Genomic DNA, 16,156 nt, shown 5'->3' on the forward strand with positions numbered 1-16,156 from the left:
GTACAACCAACATTGACCCCATGATTTTCAACGAACTTCAGCAATTTCGCCAAACGTTGTATGCCAGCTTGGGAAACGCCAGAGATGCCCTGTTTGATCTGATGGATGCCGTGTTAGTGAGTGCGTGCATCGTGTCGTTTGTGAGGCTATCGCAGAGTCCTGTCTTTCGTCGCCAGTGGTCGAGCACCTATGAAGCGTTGCGCGATAGCCGCCTACCCCGCTCAAAGGTGCTGAAGCTGTTGGTGCAGCAGATACCGACTCAGCAGCAACCGTTGTTGGCAGGTGATGCGAGTCGGTGGAACCGTCCTGCTGCCAGGCGTTTGAAAGACCGCACCTTATCAGGCAGAACAGGACATGCCCCGATAGCCGGACAAAACTACAGTACCTTAGCCTGGATTGCTGAAGACAGGGGCAGTTGGGCATTACCATTGCGGCATGAGCGCATCACCAGCTTTGAAACACCCGCCAGTAAAGCGGCATTCCAACTCAAACAAGTGACTCGGCAGTTAGCGGTGCGTCCGTTGGCGATCTACGACCGAGGGTACGGCAATGCCAGTTTTGTCAACCAAACGGCAGGGATTGAGGCAGACTTGCTGCTGCGGGTTACATCCAATCGATGTGTCTATGGCGCGCCCCCAGCGTATCGAGGGCGAGGCGCACCTGCCAAGCATGGACATAAGATGAAACTCAATGACCCTGACACTTGGAGTGTCCCGGTCGAAACCGTTGAAGTCGATGATCCCAACTGGGGACGAGTGCGGGTCAGTCGTTGGAGTGCATACCATTTCCGCAAATCCCCCAAACGGGCAATGGAAGTGTTGCGCGTGGAGGTGCTGGAGACACAGAGCAGCACGCGACGCTTGGCTCCTTTGTGGTTAGTTTGGCTGGGTGAGCAGATGCCTCCGTTAGAAACCCTGTGGTTGCACTACCTCCGTCGCTTTGCCATTGAACACTGGTATCGCTTTGCCAAGCAGAGGCTATATTGGACACATCCCCAGTTCAGTTCTGTATCGGCAACCGAACAGTGGAGCAGCCTGATGCCGTTGCTCAGTTGGCAGTTGTGGTTAGCGCGAAAGGACTGTACTGACCACCCCTTGCCCTGGCAGGCACCGCAAGAAACGTTGACTCCGGGTCGGGTCGCACAAGCGTTTGCAGGCATTTTGGCAGCGATTGGCACCCCTGCTCCTGCGCCTAAACCTCGTGGTAAATCGCCAGGACGAGGCAAGGGGCACAAGCCAACTCCTCGTCCCTGCTATCCGATGGTCAAAAAACGAGCCTCGAAACGCAAGACATCCGAACAATCCCTGAACAGTCCGGTTGCAACAGCAGCTTAACTGCGAGCAGGATTGTATCCAATTCCTTAAGTTCAACTGTTATGAACGGTTGAGCAGATTCTTTATGGCATCCTGTTGAGCATTATTGTGATGCCAGTTAGTCCAAACTAAAGGTTCATCGTGAGACTCAAAAAAGTTTTCTGCACCACTAAGCCAGACCTCCTTCTCCCAAAACGGGAGAAGGGGTTGGGGGATGAGGGCGAGTTTGCATAACTGGGATGCCCCCTGTGACGACTATGCCTGAGATGACCTTACTTCCTCCGAATTCAGGGGGATTTAGGGAAATCTAACCCCGAAGGTTTTGTCTTTCAGACCTGTTTCCTAACCTTGATCCATCGCTCTTAAACCCTGATTTCTCCAGAGACTATGCCCGACCTGATTGAACTTGATGGACGTACCTTTGTGCCCGCGAATCAAGCACCTGTGGCGGAGTGGGCCTGTGTGACGAGCGATCGCCCCCAGCCGACACTCACACTCAAAGACGATGACCTGTTTCTGATTATCGATACGCTGGGCAACATTTCGGGACGGCTGGACGATAGCACCGTCGCCAGCCTGGGCCTATTTTGCCGAGATACACGGTTTCTCAGCCGTCTGGAACTGCAAATCGAGGGGCGATCGCCCGTATTGCTGAGCAGCAATGCCACCAAGGGATTCGCCTTTTCTGCCCTCTGTACCAACCCGCTGATCGACGACAACCTGCCCGCCGACACTCTCGGCATTGAGCGTGAAATCGTGCTGAATGGCGGTCTGTTTGAAGAATTGACGCTGACTAACTACAGCACGAAGCCTGTGCGCTTTGAAATGAGCCTCAGCTTTGATGCCGATTTTCTGGATTTGTTTGAAATTCGCGGCTTTCAGCGGGGCGATCGCGGGCAACTGCTGCGCCGGGTGATGCCGCCGACCGGGTTTGGCGATGCCGACAGCAACGGCCAGCCCCGCTTTACCCATAGCTCCGTCCCTGACCCGACGGAACTAACGCTAGCCTATCAGGGGCGCGACGGCGTGTTGACGGAATCGCACATCCAGTTTTTGCACCAGCGCCCCAGTTTCCTTAAGGGCTACACCGCCCTCTGGTATGTAGACCTAGCCTCTCACCAGACCGTGAAAGTGGGCTATCGGCTAGAAATGCGGATGAATGGGCGCTTGGTGTCTACGGTCAGCCCGCCGACGACGCTGATGCAGGCAAAGGCCGCCGAGCAACTGGAGGAAACCGAATGGCACGCCGCCACAACGCGCATCCGCACCGACAACAAAGACATCAACCAGATTTTAGAACGGGCGGAGCAAGACATCTACCTGCTGCGGCAGACCTTCGAGCAGGGCAAGGCGCTGTCGGCGGGTGTGCCCTGGTTTTCTACGCTGTTTGGGCGTGATTCCATCATTGCGGCGATGCAAACGCTGATCCTTGACCCGGCGATCGCCCGCGAAACCCTGACCGTCTTGGCGCATTATCAGGGCAAAGCCGACGATGGCTGGCGCGACGAAGCCCCCGGCAAAATTCTCCACGAGCTGCGCTTTGGGGAACTGGCCCGTTGCCAGGAGATTCCCCACACACCCTACTACGGCACAGTAGACGCAACCCCGCTATGGCTGCTGCTCTATGCCGACTATTATGCCTGGACGCACGACCGCGACACGCTGGATCGTCTCTGGCCTAATGCCCTGGCCGCAATGGAGTGGATTGACCAGTCCTGTCGCGAAACGGGCTATCTCAGCTACAATCGGCGATCGCGCAAAGGCCTACCCAACCAAGGCTGGAAAGATTCCGACACCTGCATCGTCGATCGGCATGGTCAAATGGCGCAGGGGGCGATCGCCCTGTGCGAAGTGCAGGCCTATGTTTATGCCGCAAAGCTCCGCCTCAGCGACATTGCTCGGCTCTACAAACGGTTTGACCTGGCGGATCGCTGGCAGGCCGAAGCGCAGGATCTCAAAACCCGGTTCAACCGTGACTTTTGGGTAGACGACCTGGATTTTTGTGCGCTGGCGCTGGATGGGGATGGCAAGCCCGTGGACAGCATTACGTCTAATCCTGGTCACTGCCTGGGGCTGGGGATCTTTGACCTAGAAAAAGCCCGTAGCGTGGCGGAACGGCTGCAAGCGCCCGACCTGTTTAACGGCTGGGGCATCCGCACCCTGAGCAGCCTGTCGCCCGCCTACAACCCAATGGGCTATCATGTTGGCTCGGTCTGGCCCCACGACAACGGACTGATTGCCCTGGGACTGCGATCGCTCGGATTTACCGATGCCGCACTAGAAATTGCCCAAGGACTGCTAGACATGACGCTGCAACAGCCCTACTGTCGCCCGCCGGAACTGTTCTGTGGCTACGAGCGCACCCCCGGCACAGCCCCGGTGCAATATCCCGTCGCCTGTTCACCTCAGGCCTGGGCCACGGGCACGGTGTTTCATCTGATGCAACTGATGATCAACCCCGTGCCCAATGCCCCCGCCAACCACCTGCGAATTCTCGACCCGGTGCTGCCCGACTCGATCCGCCACCTGTCGCTGCAAAACCTGCGCGTGGGCAGCACCCTACTCGACCTGGAGTTTGAGCGCGTCGGCAATGCAACGGGATGCTGCGTCGTGAAAAAACGCGGGAATTTGCGCGTGGTGATCGAGGCGTAGGGTCTATGCCTGAACGACCGCCAAGTACACCGCTTCCAGAAACTCATCCGAGGTCAACCCGTCGGGGATGGCTTCTAGCTGAATGCGCGATCGCACTTGGCAGGCAAGCGTCAGGCTGAGGTCATGGCGGGCTTTGCGGGTCAGGTCCTTGCGGCGGTCGAGGTATTCACGAATGACTGCGAGGTCGTCGGGGTGTAGGTTCCGCAGGTTGGCCAGCGTGGGTAAATGGGCAACAAGCTGCTGAGTGCGGTCGGAAAGGGCCAGGCTGGGCTTAGCGCGACGACCCGTTTCCTGCACCACGATGGTTCCAGCGACCCAATCTCCGATACGCTTTTCTCGTTTGCCAAACAGGATGAACAGCGCCCCGATGAAGAAAAAGTCGTCGATGGGGCGCAAGAGCGATCGCAGCGCCGCTTGCGTCAATCCAATGGGGCGGCCGTCGTCGCGGATGACGCGAATTTTGGCGAAGCGCTTGCCCGGCGTTTGTCCCTGGCGATAGACCTCAAAGCCGATGAAATAGCCCGCATAGATGGCAAACGTACCCAGGATAAACACCGCCAGCAGCCAAGGCGGCACCGCGCTAAAGTCGCCCTCCCGCTGGAGCAAATAGCTCATCAACTGAGTTGACAAAAAAATCCAGAGGATTGAGAAACCCAACAGCGACAGCGCCACAACGTGATAATCAATCAGCAGCGCCAGCGCCCGATTGCCGATGCCCGCCAGAGAAAACTCTAGCTCCACGCTTTCGGGCGTATGCAGATTGATCCGGTTAAAAAAGCGCATAGAGCCTCATCGAGGGGGAGCAGAATCCCGAATATCGGCAGAGCCAAAGTCCCCATCGTCGAGTTCAGGATTGCTCAGTTGCAGCCCCAGACCCTCTCGGCGACGGCGCAAATCGTAGTAAATGGTGGCTTTGATCGACTGCCAGAGCGGTAGGGTAAAAATGCCCAGCAGTAGGCTAATCAGGAAGCTGCTGCCAAACGTGAGCAGGCCATAGAGGGGAGAATTTTCGGGATAGATGCGGACGATCGCCTCTTGGGCAATGCCTAGCAGAATCTGAATCACAAATTGCAGCGGGATTGTGGCGATCCATGTCACCAGCAAAATCAGGAAAATTCGCCCGACGTTTTTATGGGTCAATTCCCAACTGCGCCCTAGCGACTGGGTTGCCTTCAGTCCTGGCTCCACTGCCAGCGGCAGATCGGGCACCGAGAATCGGATGCTAAACCAGGTCAGCATCCAAATCAGCAGTCCGACGATTCCCAAAAAGACCAGAAACGCTAGGAGGATCAGGCCTGGGTTCACTAGCGCTGCCGACTGGGGATTTAGCAAAAAGTCTGTGCCGCCGACAAACACAAGCATAACGACGACCACTACGGCTGCCACGATGTAAAACAGTAGCGATACTGAGGCTCCCAGCAAAAACAGCAGCACATAGACCCACAAAAACTGCCACTGGCGGGCGCGGGTATAGCGACAGGCCGCTTCGATGCTCTCTGGCTGTTGGGTCAGATCGCCAAAGCCCAGACGGGCGATCGCCGCCGATAGCGAGTAGGATCGGGCTGAGCAAAACACCATCAGCACCACCCACGCCGGAATCACCAGCCCTAGCGTGGTGAAGTAGCGCTGCGTCGTGGCATAAAACAGACCCAGGGCGATCGCCAACATAATGGGCAGCAAAACCCATAGCGTAGATCGGGTGGCCAGCCACAAATAGGGCTTGAGCTTGGCTCCATACAGCCGAAAGCCAACGTTTACCGCATTGCCGACAGTGAGTGGCTGAGTCAGGTCAGGAGAGTTTGGGCCGGAGCTAGGGCTGAGGGTCATAAAAATCGAACGAGGCTGGCAAGCAGCCCACCAGAGCGCAAAGGACTGATGCTATCGTAGTCTACGCATCGGCAGAGTTTCACCCTTTTGCAATCTCCTGAAATCTGATCTGCGTCCTCCAACAGACGTTTTGCCCGCTCCGGCTCCCTCCCCTCGCTGACCCCAACATGGACATTTGCCGCTGGACTGCCCGCCGAGAATCAAGCTGGAACGACCTCGACCGTCTGCTGCAACAGGCGGAACGGCGCGGGCTAAAGTCGCTGACGGCGGCGGAAATTCATCAGCTTGCCAGCCTTTATCGAGCCGTGTCGGGCGATCTGGCCCGCGCCCAGCAGATCAGCCCGCGCCTGACCCAAGAGCTACAATCGCTGACCACACGCGGCTATGCCCAGGTTTATCAAGGGCTGCGGCGGCAGGAGTGGGAGGCGGTGCGCCAGTTTTACCAATCGGGGTTTCCGGCGGTGGTGCAGCAGTGCGTGGGGTACATCGCGCTGGCAACGGCCTTGTTTGTGCTGGCGGGCCTGGTCGCCTGGTGGTATTCCTGGCGCGATCCGAGCTTTATCGAACTGATGGTGCCCAGCTCCATTATTCGCCAGGTGCGCGATCGCCAGGAGCTTTGGATGGGGTCGATCGTCGGCGTGGAACCTTACGCCGCCAGCAACATCATGGTGAACAATCTGAAGGTCTCCTTTGCAGCGGCGGCGGGCGGCATCACGGCAGGATTGGCGACGGTCTACATTCTGCTGCTGAATGGGATCAATATCGGGGCGATCGCCGCGCTGGTGGGGCAAAACAATCTCGCCTTCCCCTTTTGGGCCTTTGTCTTTCCCCACGGAGCGCTAGAACTGCCCGCCATTTTTCTGGCAGGGGGCGCAGGGCTGCTGCTGGCTCGTGCCCTCCTCTTTCCGGGGCCGCTGCGCCGCGTCGATGCGCTCAAGCGCTACGGCACCCAGGCCGCCCAGTTGATGTACGGCGTGGTTCCGCTGCTGGTCATCGCGGGCATTAACGAAGGCTTCTTTTCTCCCAACCCCGCTGTGCCCGACCTGCTCAAGTATGTCGCTGGCATGGGGCTATTTGCCGCACTGGTTGGGTATTGCAGCCGCAAGGGCAGGCGAGCGTGATGGGGCGCGGAAGCCAGCGCTCCTAATCCTTCCAGCCTCCCACTCATGCCAGCCTGCCGCCGCGTTCCCCTCTCCTACCACGCCGCCTCGTCCAGCAGCATCTCCAGCGCCTGTTCCACGTTGCTCCAGGCATCGTCGAGCGAGTCCGACAGGTCTGGATTGAGCGATCGCAGATCATCCGCCAGTCCCAGCAGTTCTTCGCCAATTTGCGTCAAGCGACCTTCGGCGATCGCCCGGGCCTGCTGCTGGCGTTTCAGACTGCGGACGCGGCGGGCTGATTCAGGCTTCTGCGGCTGCGGAATGTACAGGCTGTCCGATAGCTCCTCCGACTCAGCAGCAATCCCTGCGGCAGACGACGGAGGTGGGGAAGACTGAGGGGCGATCGCCCCGCCAATCTCATTGGGAGGAATGCTGCTTCGATGGGTCGGTTTCATAGAGTGTGATTGTTTAAGCCAAGAGCAAATCAGTCAAAAGCAAACGGTACAAGCGCCAACCGTGAACCAGTCCAGCAGTTAGCTAATCCAGTCAGCCGCCAGACAAGAGACACGCGAGAAAAGCAAGCCTTATGGCGACAAAAAGTATTATTAGATACAGTTTAACCCGCCTAGAGTGCCCCCAGATGCTCCAGAAAACCGCCATTTGTAGCCAATTCCTAACAATTCTTAGGAATTTTGCAACAATCCAGACTGCCGAAGGAATTCCCCTGGCTGTCTATGCCTTGCGTCCATGCCATGATGGATTTGGAGCAGCCTAACTGGAGCAGCCTAACCATCGTGTTGCCAGCCATCGTGTTGCCGCTCGTCGCCTGCCCCAGCCTCAAGCCATCCCACCGCCCCAGAACGCTTAAAATGCCGCCCAAATCTCGCGAAACCCTGCCCCAGCCCATTCGCTCCTGCAACTGGGCGATCGCCCAACTCCCCGGCCTCAGCGCCGAAAACCTGGACTTGCTCCATCGGGCAGGCTTCAAAACCACCCTAGAGTTCTGGCAGCGCACCCAAACCCCCGCCCAGCGGCACAACTTGGCAGCGCACCTCCAGCTTCATCCCAAATACGTCAACAAATGGGCCGCCCTATGCGACCTGGCCCGCATTCCCGCTGTTGGCTGTACCTACTGCGGGCTGCTGCTCCACACGGGAATCATTTCCGTTCAGCAGCTAGCAGACACCCCGCTCCCCAAGCTTCACCGCCAGCTCATGCGATTGCAAATTGCCACAATGCAGCGCCAAGATCTCTGCCCGCCACTGGGCGACGTATCGCTCTGGGTAGAGCAGGCGCGTCAGCTTGGCCCAACCCGCCGCTAGAGTTGCGCCCGCTTCTTAAAGCCATTCAAAGCCCTTCCTACAGCGCCAACAGCGCTAATCTTCCCGTATCTCCTCTCAAGACTTATCGAGACTTAATCGGGATACCAGAACATTCCCTTAATCCCCTCCGGATCAGACATAAAGCCCAGATGCCGATAAAACTCCACGACATGCGGATCAGCGAACAGGGTGATATTGCTAATGTCTTCGCTGCGGAGCTTCTTGATCACCTGCTTCATCAGCGCCTTACCCAGCCCCTTACCCTGAAAATCAGGATGCACCACCACATCCCAGATCGTGGCATTAAAGGCATGGTCGGACGTAGCGCGAGAAAAGCCAATCAGCCTTCGCTGAGCGCCTCGCTGCTCCCACATCGACACCACCAAAAAGCTGTGCTGAATCGCCTTTTTGACCTTGCGGAGCGGTCGCCGCGACCAGCCCACCGCATCGCACAACTCCTCTAGCTCGTAGAGGTCAATCTCACGATCGGTGCTAAAAAAAATCCGAGACCCGCTGGTGGTCGTCATTACAGGTGCCACCTGTCCCTCAGGTTGGGCCGGTCTGGACGCAGCGGCAGCATCAGAAGCAGTGAATAAGCTTTTCCAGAAGCCCATGCGAGTGCGTAGCCTAGACAAAGATTGGGACAGCAGTATTAGCATAGTATAGCGTTCCTCTCTTGTTCCCAAAAAGGCTGCTGCATTTCAACCACAAATTTCAACCCCACGTTTCGACCACAAATTTCGACCACAAATTTCGACCCCACGTTTCGACCCCACGTTTCGACCCCACGTTTCGACCACAAATTTCGATGTCCCCGGTCGCAAATTCACCGAATGTAGGGGTGCAATTTGTGAGAGATTGACCTACAGTTAGGGTTTTCTAAGATAGAAGCGCATTACTGCGTCGCCTACTGGCGAAATTGCGATCATCCTGACCCTCAGACAGCTGAATGCCCCGTCAGCAGTTCTGCCGAGCCTCAGGAATCGACTCAAAATCCATCATGTGGGCACACAAGGGCTTTCCCCAAATATGGCTCCGGGCTTAAAACCAACGACGCTGGAACTTTTGAAACGCTTTAACCGGGCGTTTCCACAGTTTTATGAGCAATTTGTCAGCAGCGAGATTCAGCTTCAAAACCTGCGCCTGGCCTATCAGCTCTACAAAAGTCGCCAGGCGGTTATTGAAATCAAGCCAGAGGGCAATAAGAGCGCCTTGCACTTTGCCTACCGCAACCAGTCGTTTTTGCTCAGTGACATTTTCGGTGTGCTGGCAGCCTACGGGCTGACGATTCACGGTCTGAGTCTCTACGGTCAGATCTATCCGCCGATGCTGGTGTTTATCAAGCTGGTGGTGGCGCGGAGCGGCAAGGCGCTGAGCGAAAAGACGGCAGAGAATGTTTGTCGTGCCATTCGAGAGGCGCTGGGCGGCCGCTTTGAAGTAGAAGAGATGCTGGCGGTCGAGTTTAACCTGGATGCTGGTCTGGAACAGGTGGAAACCGAGTTTTATGTGGACCCAGTGTTTCACCTGCCTGCGCTGCTGATTGAGGCAGACAACCAGCCGGGGCTGTTCTATAAGGTGATGTACGCGATCTGGCAGGAAGACTTGCTGGTGGTTAACGCAAACCTGCTGGTGTGGCGCGGACGGACGCGGCTCATCCTGTATCTGCTGGGGCCCAATGAGAACCTGATTCCAGAGTATCTGGGGCAGAAAATTGCGGACGGCGTGCGACAGCGGCTTTTGGGACGAAGGTTCTAGAGTGGATTTTGGATTGGGGATTGGGGATTTTGGGTTGCCACTCTTGCAGTCTTGTACGGATTCCTGAACGTGTAATGCTCCAGGAGTCACGTCTGGGAAAGCCTGGATTACGAACCGTCTGATCCATCCGGCAGGGTTGCGCCTTTGAGAATTGCACCCGCCAGATCGGTGCTGCTGAGTTCTGCCCGCACCAGGTTTGCATTGCTGAGATTGGCATTGACTAGGCTGGCTCTGGCCAGGTAGGCATCGGTGAGTTGGGCATACTGCAAGTCTGCCCCCTGGAGGTTGGCGCGGCTGAGGTCAGCACGGCTGAGTTGGGCAAAGGCGAGAATTGTATCCTGTAGCTCGGCGCGGGTCATTTGGGCATCGGGCAGGATGGCGCTTCGCAAGACCGCATTCTGGAGGTCGGCTTCGGTGAGGATGGCACGTTCTAGCTTGGCATGGGTCAGGTTGGCAGAGCGCAGGTAGGCCTGGGACAGATCCGCTTCGGTGAGGAAGGCTCCGCGCAGGTTCGCGCCGCTGAGGTCGGCCCTGCTGAGGGTGGCGCTGCGGAGGGTGGCTTCGCTGAGGTCGGCTTCGCGCAGGTCTACCCGTGCCAGGTCTGCACCCGTCAGGTTTGCGCCGCGTAGGTCGGCTTTGCGGAGTGTTGCGCCGCGGAGGTTGGCGGTGTAGCGACGGTTTTCTTCGCGCAGGTTAGCCCCACGCAGGCAAGCGCCCGTTAGATTTGCGCCACTCAGGTCGGTATTCCGCAAATCTGCATCGCTAAGGTTGGCATCGAGCAAATCTGCTAAGGTCAGGGCTGCGCTGCGGAGGTCGGCCCCGGTCAGGATTGCGCCGTGCAGGTCAGCATCATTGAGGCTGGCCCCGGTGAGCGTGGCTTGACTGAGGTTGATGCCACTGAGAGTTGCGTGATCGAGCGTGGCCTTGCTGAGGTTTGCCCGATTGAGATAGGCAAGGGCAAGATTGGCGTGGCGCAAATCAGCGCGGCTGAGGTCGATGCCAATCAGATCTGCATGGCTTAGATAGGCTCCGGCTAGGTTTTCGCCGCTGAAGTGGGTTTCGCGTTGAGCGTAGCGCTGGAGCAGTTCTTGCGGCGTCATGGAGAGAACAGGAATGGGGATTGAAATTTGGGAGTTAGACCTTCATGATGGGCTAATTTGCGGAACGGGGCGTTTTTAGTTTGGTTCGGGATGGCTGACGATGCCAGTGGGATCATCGCCAGTTGGGGTAGAAGCGGGGGGAGCGCAGGAGTTGGGGCGATCGCCCGCTCCATTCTCCGGGAAGGCGGCTGGTAAATCGGTTTGGGTGCAATCTGAACTGGGATAAAACGGCTGAAACGCCCGCAGCAGGGCACTGGCAACGGGCTGGTAGGGGTTGGCACGGGACTCGGCAGGGCGATCGCCCGTGGATTCCAGATCGGCCAATAAATCAGCGGCTTTTCCCAACTCAGCACTAAGCACGTTGAACGAGGAATACTGCTGCCATACCTGCTTGAGCAGCGTGTCCAGATCGTAGCCTTTCAAGTGCGTCCAGGCTGGCAGACCCGGCGGCAGGGGTTCGTATAGCACCGTGTATAGCAGCAGCTTTGCCCGTAGTGGGTTGCTGAATTTCATTAGCGTTAGCCGCAAATCAACCCACAAGGCCGGGTCGTCTAGTTTAAGCAGCGATTCACAAGAAGCCGATGTAGCGGAGCAGGCTCTAGATTGCGGAAATGGGAAATCTGTGGCAAGAGCTTCTGTAGGCTCTCTAGCAGGAGATGCTTCAACAGTAGAGCGGATAGAGGGCGGCGCAACCGAGTTGTGAATGCGCGTTTCGTCGGCAAGCGAGGAGGGAGGGACTGCCAGATTGGCCTGGGTAACCTCTAGTATGTCCCCATAGAGCGGCGTAAAGGCGTGGATAATCGTCTGGGCGACGCGAGTGTATTCGGCTTGGCGATTGAGCGTGCGGACGATGCTGGAGAGGATGGCATCGAGGGTTTGAGGCGTGGCGGTCAACCGATGGAGCCGCTGCACCAATTCAACTAGGGAATGCTGGCTCAGCACCTGGGGGTCATTTTCCCAGGTCTGGGTGCAGGCGGCGAAGAGCAGCTTTTTGATGCGGGAACTGTTGGTATTTTGCTGAAACTGGGCAGCAACCTGCTGATAGTCTTGGGGACTGGCGGCGATCGCCAAAGACTCGTTTGCCGGATAGAGCGGCTCTAGATAGCTCAGCGCAGCATTGGCTACCAGGGTATACTCTGTCACTTTGCTGAGCGTGTTGACGAGAGCCGTCAGGTGCGCTTCCAGAATTTGGCGCGTGGGATACTGGGCCCGCAGGTCTTGCACCAGCGGATACAGGTCTACCTGCTGGATTTTGATTGGATCTCGCTCCCAAGTTTGCTGGCTGGCGTAAATCAGCAACTTCTTGATGCGAAGCAGATTGGGATCTTGCGAGAGGTTTTGTACTACCTCGTCCAAGGGCGATCGCACCGTTTATCATCCTCATGCGCGGCTTATTTCTTATTAAATAACGACTTTGCAAAACTGTCACAGTCAACCTGCACAGTAAGCCAGGCAATGCCCAAATTTCAATTTCACATAGCGCTAGCCACGGCATTTTCTTGCGATGTGAGACATTTGCTCACTAGGAAAGGCGATAGCTCTTGACCCATCTCGTACCTCACTAGTTTCAAACTGGTCAGGACTTACGCACTTGCGATAGGCTCTTTGGGTTTTGGACGATTTCTCGCGGGCTGCGCCCGCGAGAAATCGTCCAACTGCGTAAGTCCTACTGGTTTCAAAAACGCTGTAGGTTGCCTACGCCAGTGTAGGTTGCCTACACCAGCCCCAACTGCCCGGCCAAGCTAATCACGCCAAACCGACCTAGCACCGAGGCTTGCTGCTGCTCAACCATATCCACCGCAATACCAATTAAAGCGGGAGGGTCAGGTCACACAGCTTGTTCATCAGCGAATGACTTTGCGAAATTTCCACATCCCTCGACCGGATATGGTTTGTGTAGTTTTGTTTACGAGAGCGATTGGGAACTCTATGAGAGAAGTTGCTCTACAGCACTCCCCTGCAAGGCGAGGCATATGCTAGCTATGCGACGGCTTTTGTCCCATCTATACCTCACTAGCTTCAAAAACGCTGTAGTCGCTCCGTAACATTCGCTCTGTATCAGATGAATATTCGCTCTGCATTAAACGACCATATTCGGATTCAATCAACGGTGAAAATCATAGCAGTGGGCTACACGTCGGTTTCATGTCTATCTGTAGCGTTCTTGACACTAGTGAGTTACTCCAACGGGTGCGCCATCTCTATCTTTAACTTATCAAAGCAGCCTTTTCAGGGCAGTGCGACTTCATCCCACCCAACAACGCTGTAGCGTTCACCGAGTCAGCTTATTAAACCATCATCAAACCTATGTCTCCAGACGAGGCTCTTTCTTCCCAATTGCTGTCTGATCCATCGTTCGCTAAACCATCATCTCAATCCTCGTTGTCTGAACGACCCTCCACGGGCGATCGCCCCGTTGACACGGCTGGCTCGATCGACCCGCTCACTGTGGCGGCAGCCTCGGGCAGCGCCCAGGGATTTTTGAGCGCGGTGCTGGAGGGCATCACCGACCCCATTTTTGTCAAAGACGATCAGTATCGCTACTTATACTTCAACGACGCTTTTTGCCAGCTCACGGGGCTGACGCGAGAGCAGATTCTGGGCAAATCCGATCAAGACCTATTCCTGCCCCATGAGGCAGCAGAGTTCCAAGCGGCGGATCGTCTGGTGCTGCAAAGCGGAGAAGCCCAAGTCCATGAAGAGTCGATGACCGATGCCTCCGGCGTGACCCGAATCGTGCTGGTCAAGAAAACGCGAATTCAAGACGCACTGGGCAATTGCTATCTGGTTTGCACGATTCAAGACATGACTGCGCTGAAGTGGCGGGAGGCAGAGCTAGAGGTGGCGATCGCCCGCTTTGATCTGGCCAATCAGGCCACCAACGAGGGGCTTTGGGAAATTGGGCTGATCAACGGCGACTTGAACCATCCCGATAATCCCGTCTGGTGGTCGCCCAAGTTTCGCGAACTGTTGGGCTTTCAGACAGTGGATGAGTTTCCTAACCGAGTAGATGCTTGGCGCGATCGCATCCATCCCGACGATGTCGAGTGGGTCACCGCCGCCCTACTAGCCCACATCCAAGACCCCACAGGGCAAACCCCCTACGACGTGGAATACCGCATGTTTACCCGCACGGGCGAATGCCGCTGGTATCGCGATATTGGCGTTACCATCCACGACGAAAACGGTATCCCGCTCAAAGCCGTCGGCACATTTCGCGATGTCACCGATCGCAGGCAGGCCGAGGAAGAACTGCGCCGCCAAAAACACCTGTTCAAATCCGTACTGGACAACATTCCTCATCGCATCTGGCTAAAGGATTGTCAGGGACAACATGTGGTGGTAAACCAATCTTTTGCCGAGTCGGTAGGGACTGCTCCGGCAGCCCTGATTGGCAAAACCGATTTTGATCTCTGGCCGACCGACAAGGCGCAAATGTTCCAGGATGAAGACCAGGCCGTGATGAACACGGGTCAGATCTTCTCGCTAGAAGAGCAGCTTCCCATGCCAGACGGCACCATACGCTGGTTTAGCACAACCAAAACGCCGATGTATGACGAGGCAGGGCAGGTTATCGGCACGACGGGCATCTCGATGGAGGTGAGCGATCGCCGCCACGCCGAAGAAGCCCTGCGCCAGGCCAAGGAAGAGTTGGAGTTTCGCGTGGAGGAGCGCACCGCCGAACTCCAGGAAACCGTCGATGAACTGCAAAAGGCTGTCTCTATCCGCGAACGGGCTGAGCATTCCCTGCTGAAAACGCTGAAGGAACTCCAGTTCCGCCAGTTCGCAATGGATCAGGCTGCCATTCTTGCAGTGACCGATCCCCACGGCATAATCACCTATGTCAATGATAAGTTTTGCGAGCTTTCAGGCTATAGCGAGGCAGAACTAATTGGCAAAACCCACCGGATTGTTAACTCTGGCTATCATCCACCGGAGTTTTTCCGGGACATGTGGGCGACGATTCGCAGCGGCAAGGTGTGGCGCGGCGAGGTGAAAAATCGCGCCAAAGCAGGTCATTTTTACTGGGTATCTACCACCATCGTGCCCGCGCTCGACCAGGATGGGCGCGTGCAAAAGTATCTGGCTATTCGCTTTGACATCAGCGATCGCAAATTTGCCGAAGAAGCCCTCCAGCAGTCGGAAGCCCAACTGCGCCAACAAACTGACGAATTGCAAAACACACTTTGGGAACTCCAGCGCACCCAATCGCAACTGATTCAAAGCGAAAAAATGTCATCACTGGGGCAACTGGTGGCAGGCGTGGCTCACGAAATCAACAACCCGGTGAACTTCATCTACGGCAATCTCAACTATGCAAACGAATACACCGAAGACCTGCTGCAAGTGGTACGCCTCTATCAACAGCACTATCCTGACCCTGTGCCTGCCATTCAAGACTTGCTGGGCAACACCGACCTGGACTTCTTGCTAGAAGATATGCCCAAGCTGCTAAAGTCTATGCGGGTTGGGGCAGAGCGCATTCAGAAAATCGTCATGTCGCTCCGCAACTTCTCGCGCATGGATGAGGCGGAATTCAAAGCCGTCGATTTGCATGAGGGCATCGACAACACGCTGATGATTTTGCAGAATCGGCTTAAGGGAAAGCCGGGCCAGCCCGCCATCGAGGTGGTGCGGGAATATGACTCGCTGCCCAAGGTGGAGTGCTACGCTAGCTCGCTGAATCAGGTGTTTATGAACATCCTCAGCAACGCCATCGACGCGCTTGACGAGGCGCTGGAAAAAGGAGACTGGGGCAATTCGCAAAGCAATCCCGGCAGGAATGGCTCCGATTCCCCCCGCATCACCATCCGCACGGAATACATCGTGCCCGATCGCGTTGCTATCTACTTGATCGACAACGGCCCTGGCATCCCCGAATCGGTTCAGAAGCGCCTGTTCGACCCCCTCTTTACCACCAAGCCCGTCGGCAAAGGCACGGGACTTGGCATGTCCATCAGCTACCAGATCGTCACGGAACGACATGGGGGCATTCTGGAGTGCATTTCCGAACCGGGCCAGGGGGCGATGTTTCGGATTGAAATTCCGATTCGGCAGGGAGGAGGGGGAGATTGAGGGGGAAGGGG

Annotated in this window: 12 protein-coding genes; 6 read left to right on the forward strand and 6 right to left on the reverse strand. The window is 56.5% G+C overall.

All coding sequences use genetic code 11. From position 1 onward, the window contains the following. The first annotated feature begins 20 nt into the window (after positions 1-20). Positions 21-1,334, forward strand: coding sequence for an NF041680 family putative transposase (locus JTM80_RS11535; protein WP_172353244.1), 1,314 nt, complete (start codon positions 21-23; stop codon positions 1,332-1,334). 366 nt (positions 1,335-1,700) lie between these two features. After that, positions 1,701-3,965, forward strand: coding sequence for an amylo-alpha-1,6-glucosidase (locus JTM80_RS11540; protein ID WP_172357972.1), 2,265 nt, complete (start codon positions 1,701-1,703; stop codon positions 3,963-3,965). A 3-nt stretch (positions 3,966-3,968) separates the two neighbouring features. On the opposite strand, the gene JTM80_RS11545 is transcribed toward JTM80_RS11540, so the two are convergent. After that, on the reverse strand, positions 3,969-4,748 hold the full coding sequence (locus JTM80_RS11545; protein WP_172357971.1) for an RDD family protein: 780 nt from the start codon (positions 4,746-4,748) through the stop codon (positions 3,969-3,971). A 6-nt stretch (positions 4,749-4,754) separates the two neighbouring features. After that, entirely contained in the window at positions 4,755-5,792 is a 1,038-nt protein-coding gene (locus JTM80_RS11550; RefSeq protein WP_172357970.1) for a DUF975 domain-containing protein, read from the reverse strand. A gap of 167 nt (positions 5,793-5,959) precedes the next feature. Between JTM80_RS11550 and JTM80_RS11555 the strand changes: the two genes are divergently transcribed. Continuing rightward, positions 5,960-6,913: a stage II sporulation protein M gene (locus tag JTM80_RS11555; RefSeq protein ID WP_205369445.1), complete on the forward strand. Its 954-nt coding sequence runs from the start codon at positions 5,960-5,962 to the stop codon at positions 6,911-6,913. A gap of 74 nt (positions 6,914-6,987) precedes the next feature. On the opposite strand, the gene JTM80_RS11560 is transcribed toward JTM80_RS11555, so the two are convergent. Continuing rightward, the gene (locus JTM80_RS11560; RefSeq protein ID WP_172357968.1) at positions 6,988-7,347 is read right to left on the reverse strand and encodes a hypothetical protein; all 360 of its coding nucleotides are present in this window, start codon (positions 7,345-7,347) and stop codon (positions 6,988-6,990) included. Positions 7,348-7,626: 279 nt separating this feature from the next. Between JTM80_RS11560 and JTM80_RS11565 the strand changes: the two genes are divergently transcribed. After that, positions 7,627-8,214, forward strand: coding sequence for a DUF4332 domain-containing protein (locus JTM80_RS11565; protein WP_228721652.1), 588 nt, complete (start codon positions 7,627-7,629; stop codon positions 8,212-8,214). 92 nt (positions 8,215-8,306) lie between these two features. Here JTM80_RS11565 and JTM80_RS11570 read toward each other — a convergent pair whose 3' ends face one another. After that, entirely contained in the window at positions 8,307-8,741 is a 435-nt protein-coding gene (locus JTM80_RS11570; protein ID WP_316786785.1) for a GNAT family N-acetyltransferase, read from the reverse strand. 502 nt (positions 8,742-9,243) lie between these two features. Between JTM80_RS11570 and JTM80_RS11575 the strand changes: the two genes are divergently transcribed. Next, entirely contained in the window at positions 9,244-9,969 is a 726-nt protein-coding gene (locus JTM80_RS11575; protein WP_068513509.1) for a hypothetical protein, read from the forward strand. A 107-nt stretch (positions 9,970-10,076) separates the two neighbouring features. Here JTM80_RS11575 and JTM80_RS11580 read toward each other — a convergent pair whose 3' ends face one another. Further along, positions 10,077-11,069, reverse strand: a complete 993-nt coding sequence (locus tag JTM80_RS11580) for a pentapeptide repeat-containing protein (protein ID WP_172357967.1) — start codon at positions 11,067-11,069, stop codon at positions 10,077-10,079. A 75-nt stretch (positions 11,070-11,144) separates the two neighbouring features. Beyond that, on the reverse strand, positions 11,145-12,425 hold the full coding sequence (locus JTM80_RS11585; protein WP_172357965.1) for a hypothetical protein: 1,281 nt from the start codon (positions 12,423-12,425) through the stop codon (positions 11,145-11,147). A gap of 1,026 nt (positions 12,426-13,451) precedes the next feature. On the opposite strand from JTM80_RS11585, the gene JTM80_RS11590 reads away from it, so the two are divergent. Continuing rightward, positions 13,452-16,145 (forward strand): PAS domain S-box protein, encoded by a 2,694-nt coding sequence (locus JTM80_RS11590; RefSeq protein WP_205369447.1) that lies wholly within the window; start codon positions 13,452-13,454, stop codon positions 16,143-16,145. Positions 16,146-16,156 lie beyond the last annotated feature (11 nt).

The organism is Thermoleptolyngbya sp. PKUAC-SCTB121 (assembly GCF_016919485.1).
Classification (GTDB): Bacteria; Cyanobacteriota; Cyanobacteriia; order Elainellales; family Elainellaceae; genus Thermoleptolyngbya; species Thermoleptolyngbya sichuanensis.

Coding starts and splice junctions, on each gene's coding strand:
- JTM80_RS11535 (WP_172353244.1), top strand. CDS start 21: ATGATTTTCAACGAACTTCAGCAATTTCGCCAAACGTTGTATGCCAGC.
- JTM80_RS11540 (WP_172357972.1), top strand. CDS start 1,701: ATGCCCGACCTGATTGAACTTGATGGACGTACCTTTGTGCCCGCGAAT.
- JTM80_RS11545 (WP_172357971.1), bottom strand. CDS start 4,748: ATGCGCTTTTTTAACCGGATCAATCTGCATACGCCCGAAAGCGTGGAG.
- JTM80_RS11550 (WP_172357970.1), bottom strand. CDS start 5,792: ATGACCCTCAGCCCTAGCTCCGGCCCAAACTCTCCTGACCTGACTCAG.
- JTM80_RS11555 (WP_205369445.1), top strand. CDS start 5,960: ATGGACATTTGCCGCTGGACTGCCCGCCGAGAATCAAGCTGGAACGAC.
- JTM80_RS11560 (WP_172357968.1), bottom strand. CDS start 7,347: ATGAAACCGACCCATCGAAGCAGCATTCCTCCCAATGAGATTGGCGGG.
- JTM80_RS11565 (WP_228721652.1), top strand. CDS start 7,627: ATGCCTTGCGTCCATGCCATGATGGATTTGGAGCAGCCTAACTGGAGC.
- JTM80_RS11570 (WP_316786785.1), bottom strand. CDS start 8,741: ATGACGACCACCAGCGGGTCTCGGATTTTTTTTAGCACCGATCGTGAG.
- JTM80_RS11575 (WP_068513509.1), top strand. CDS start 9,244: ATGGCTCCGGGCTTAAAACCAACGACGCTGGAACTTTTGAAACGCTTT.
- JTM80_RS11580 (WP_172357967.1), bottom strand. CDS start 11,069: ATGACGCCGCAAGAACTGCTCCAGCGCTACGCTCAACGCGAAACCCAC.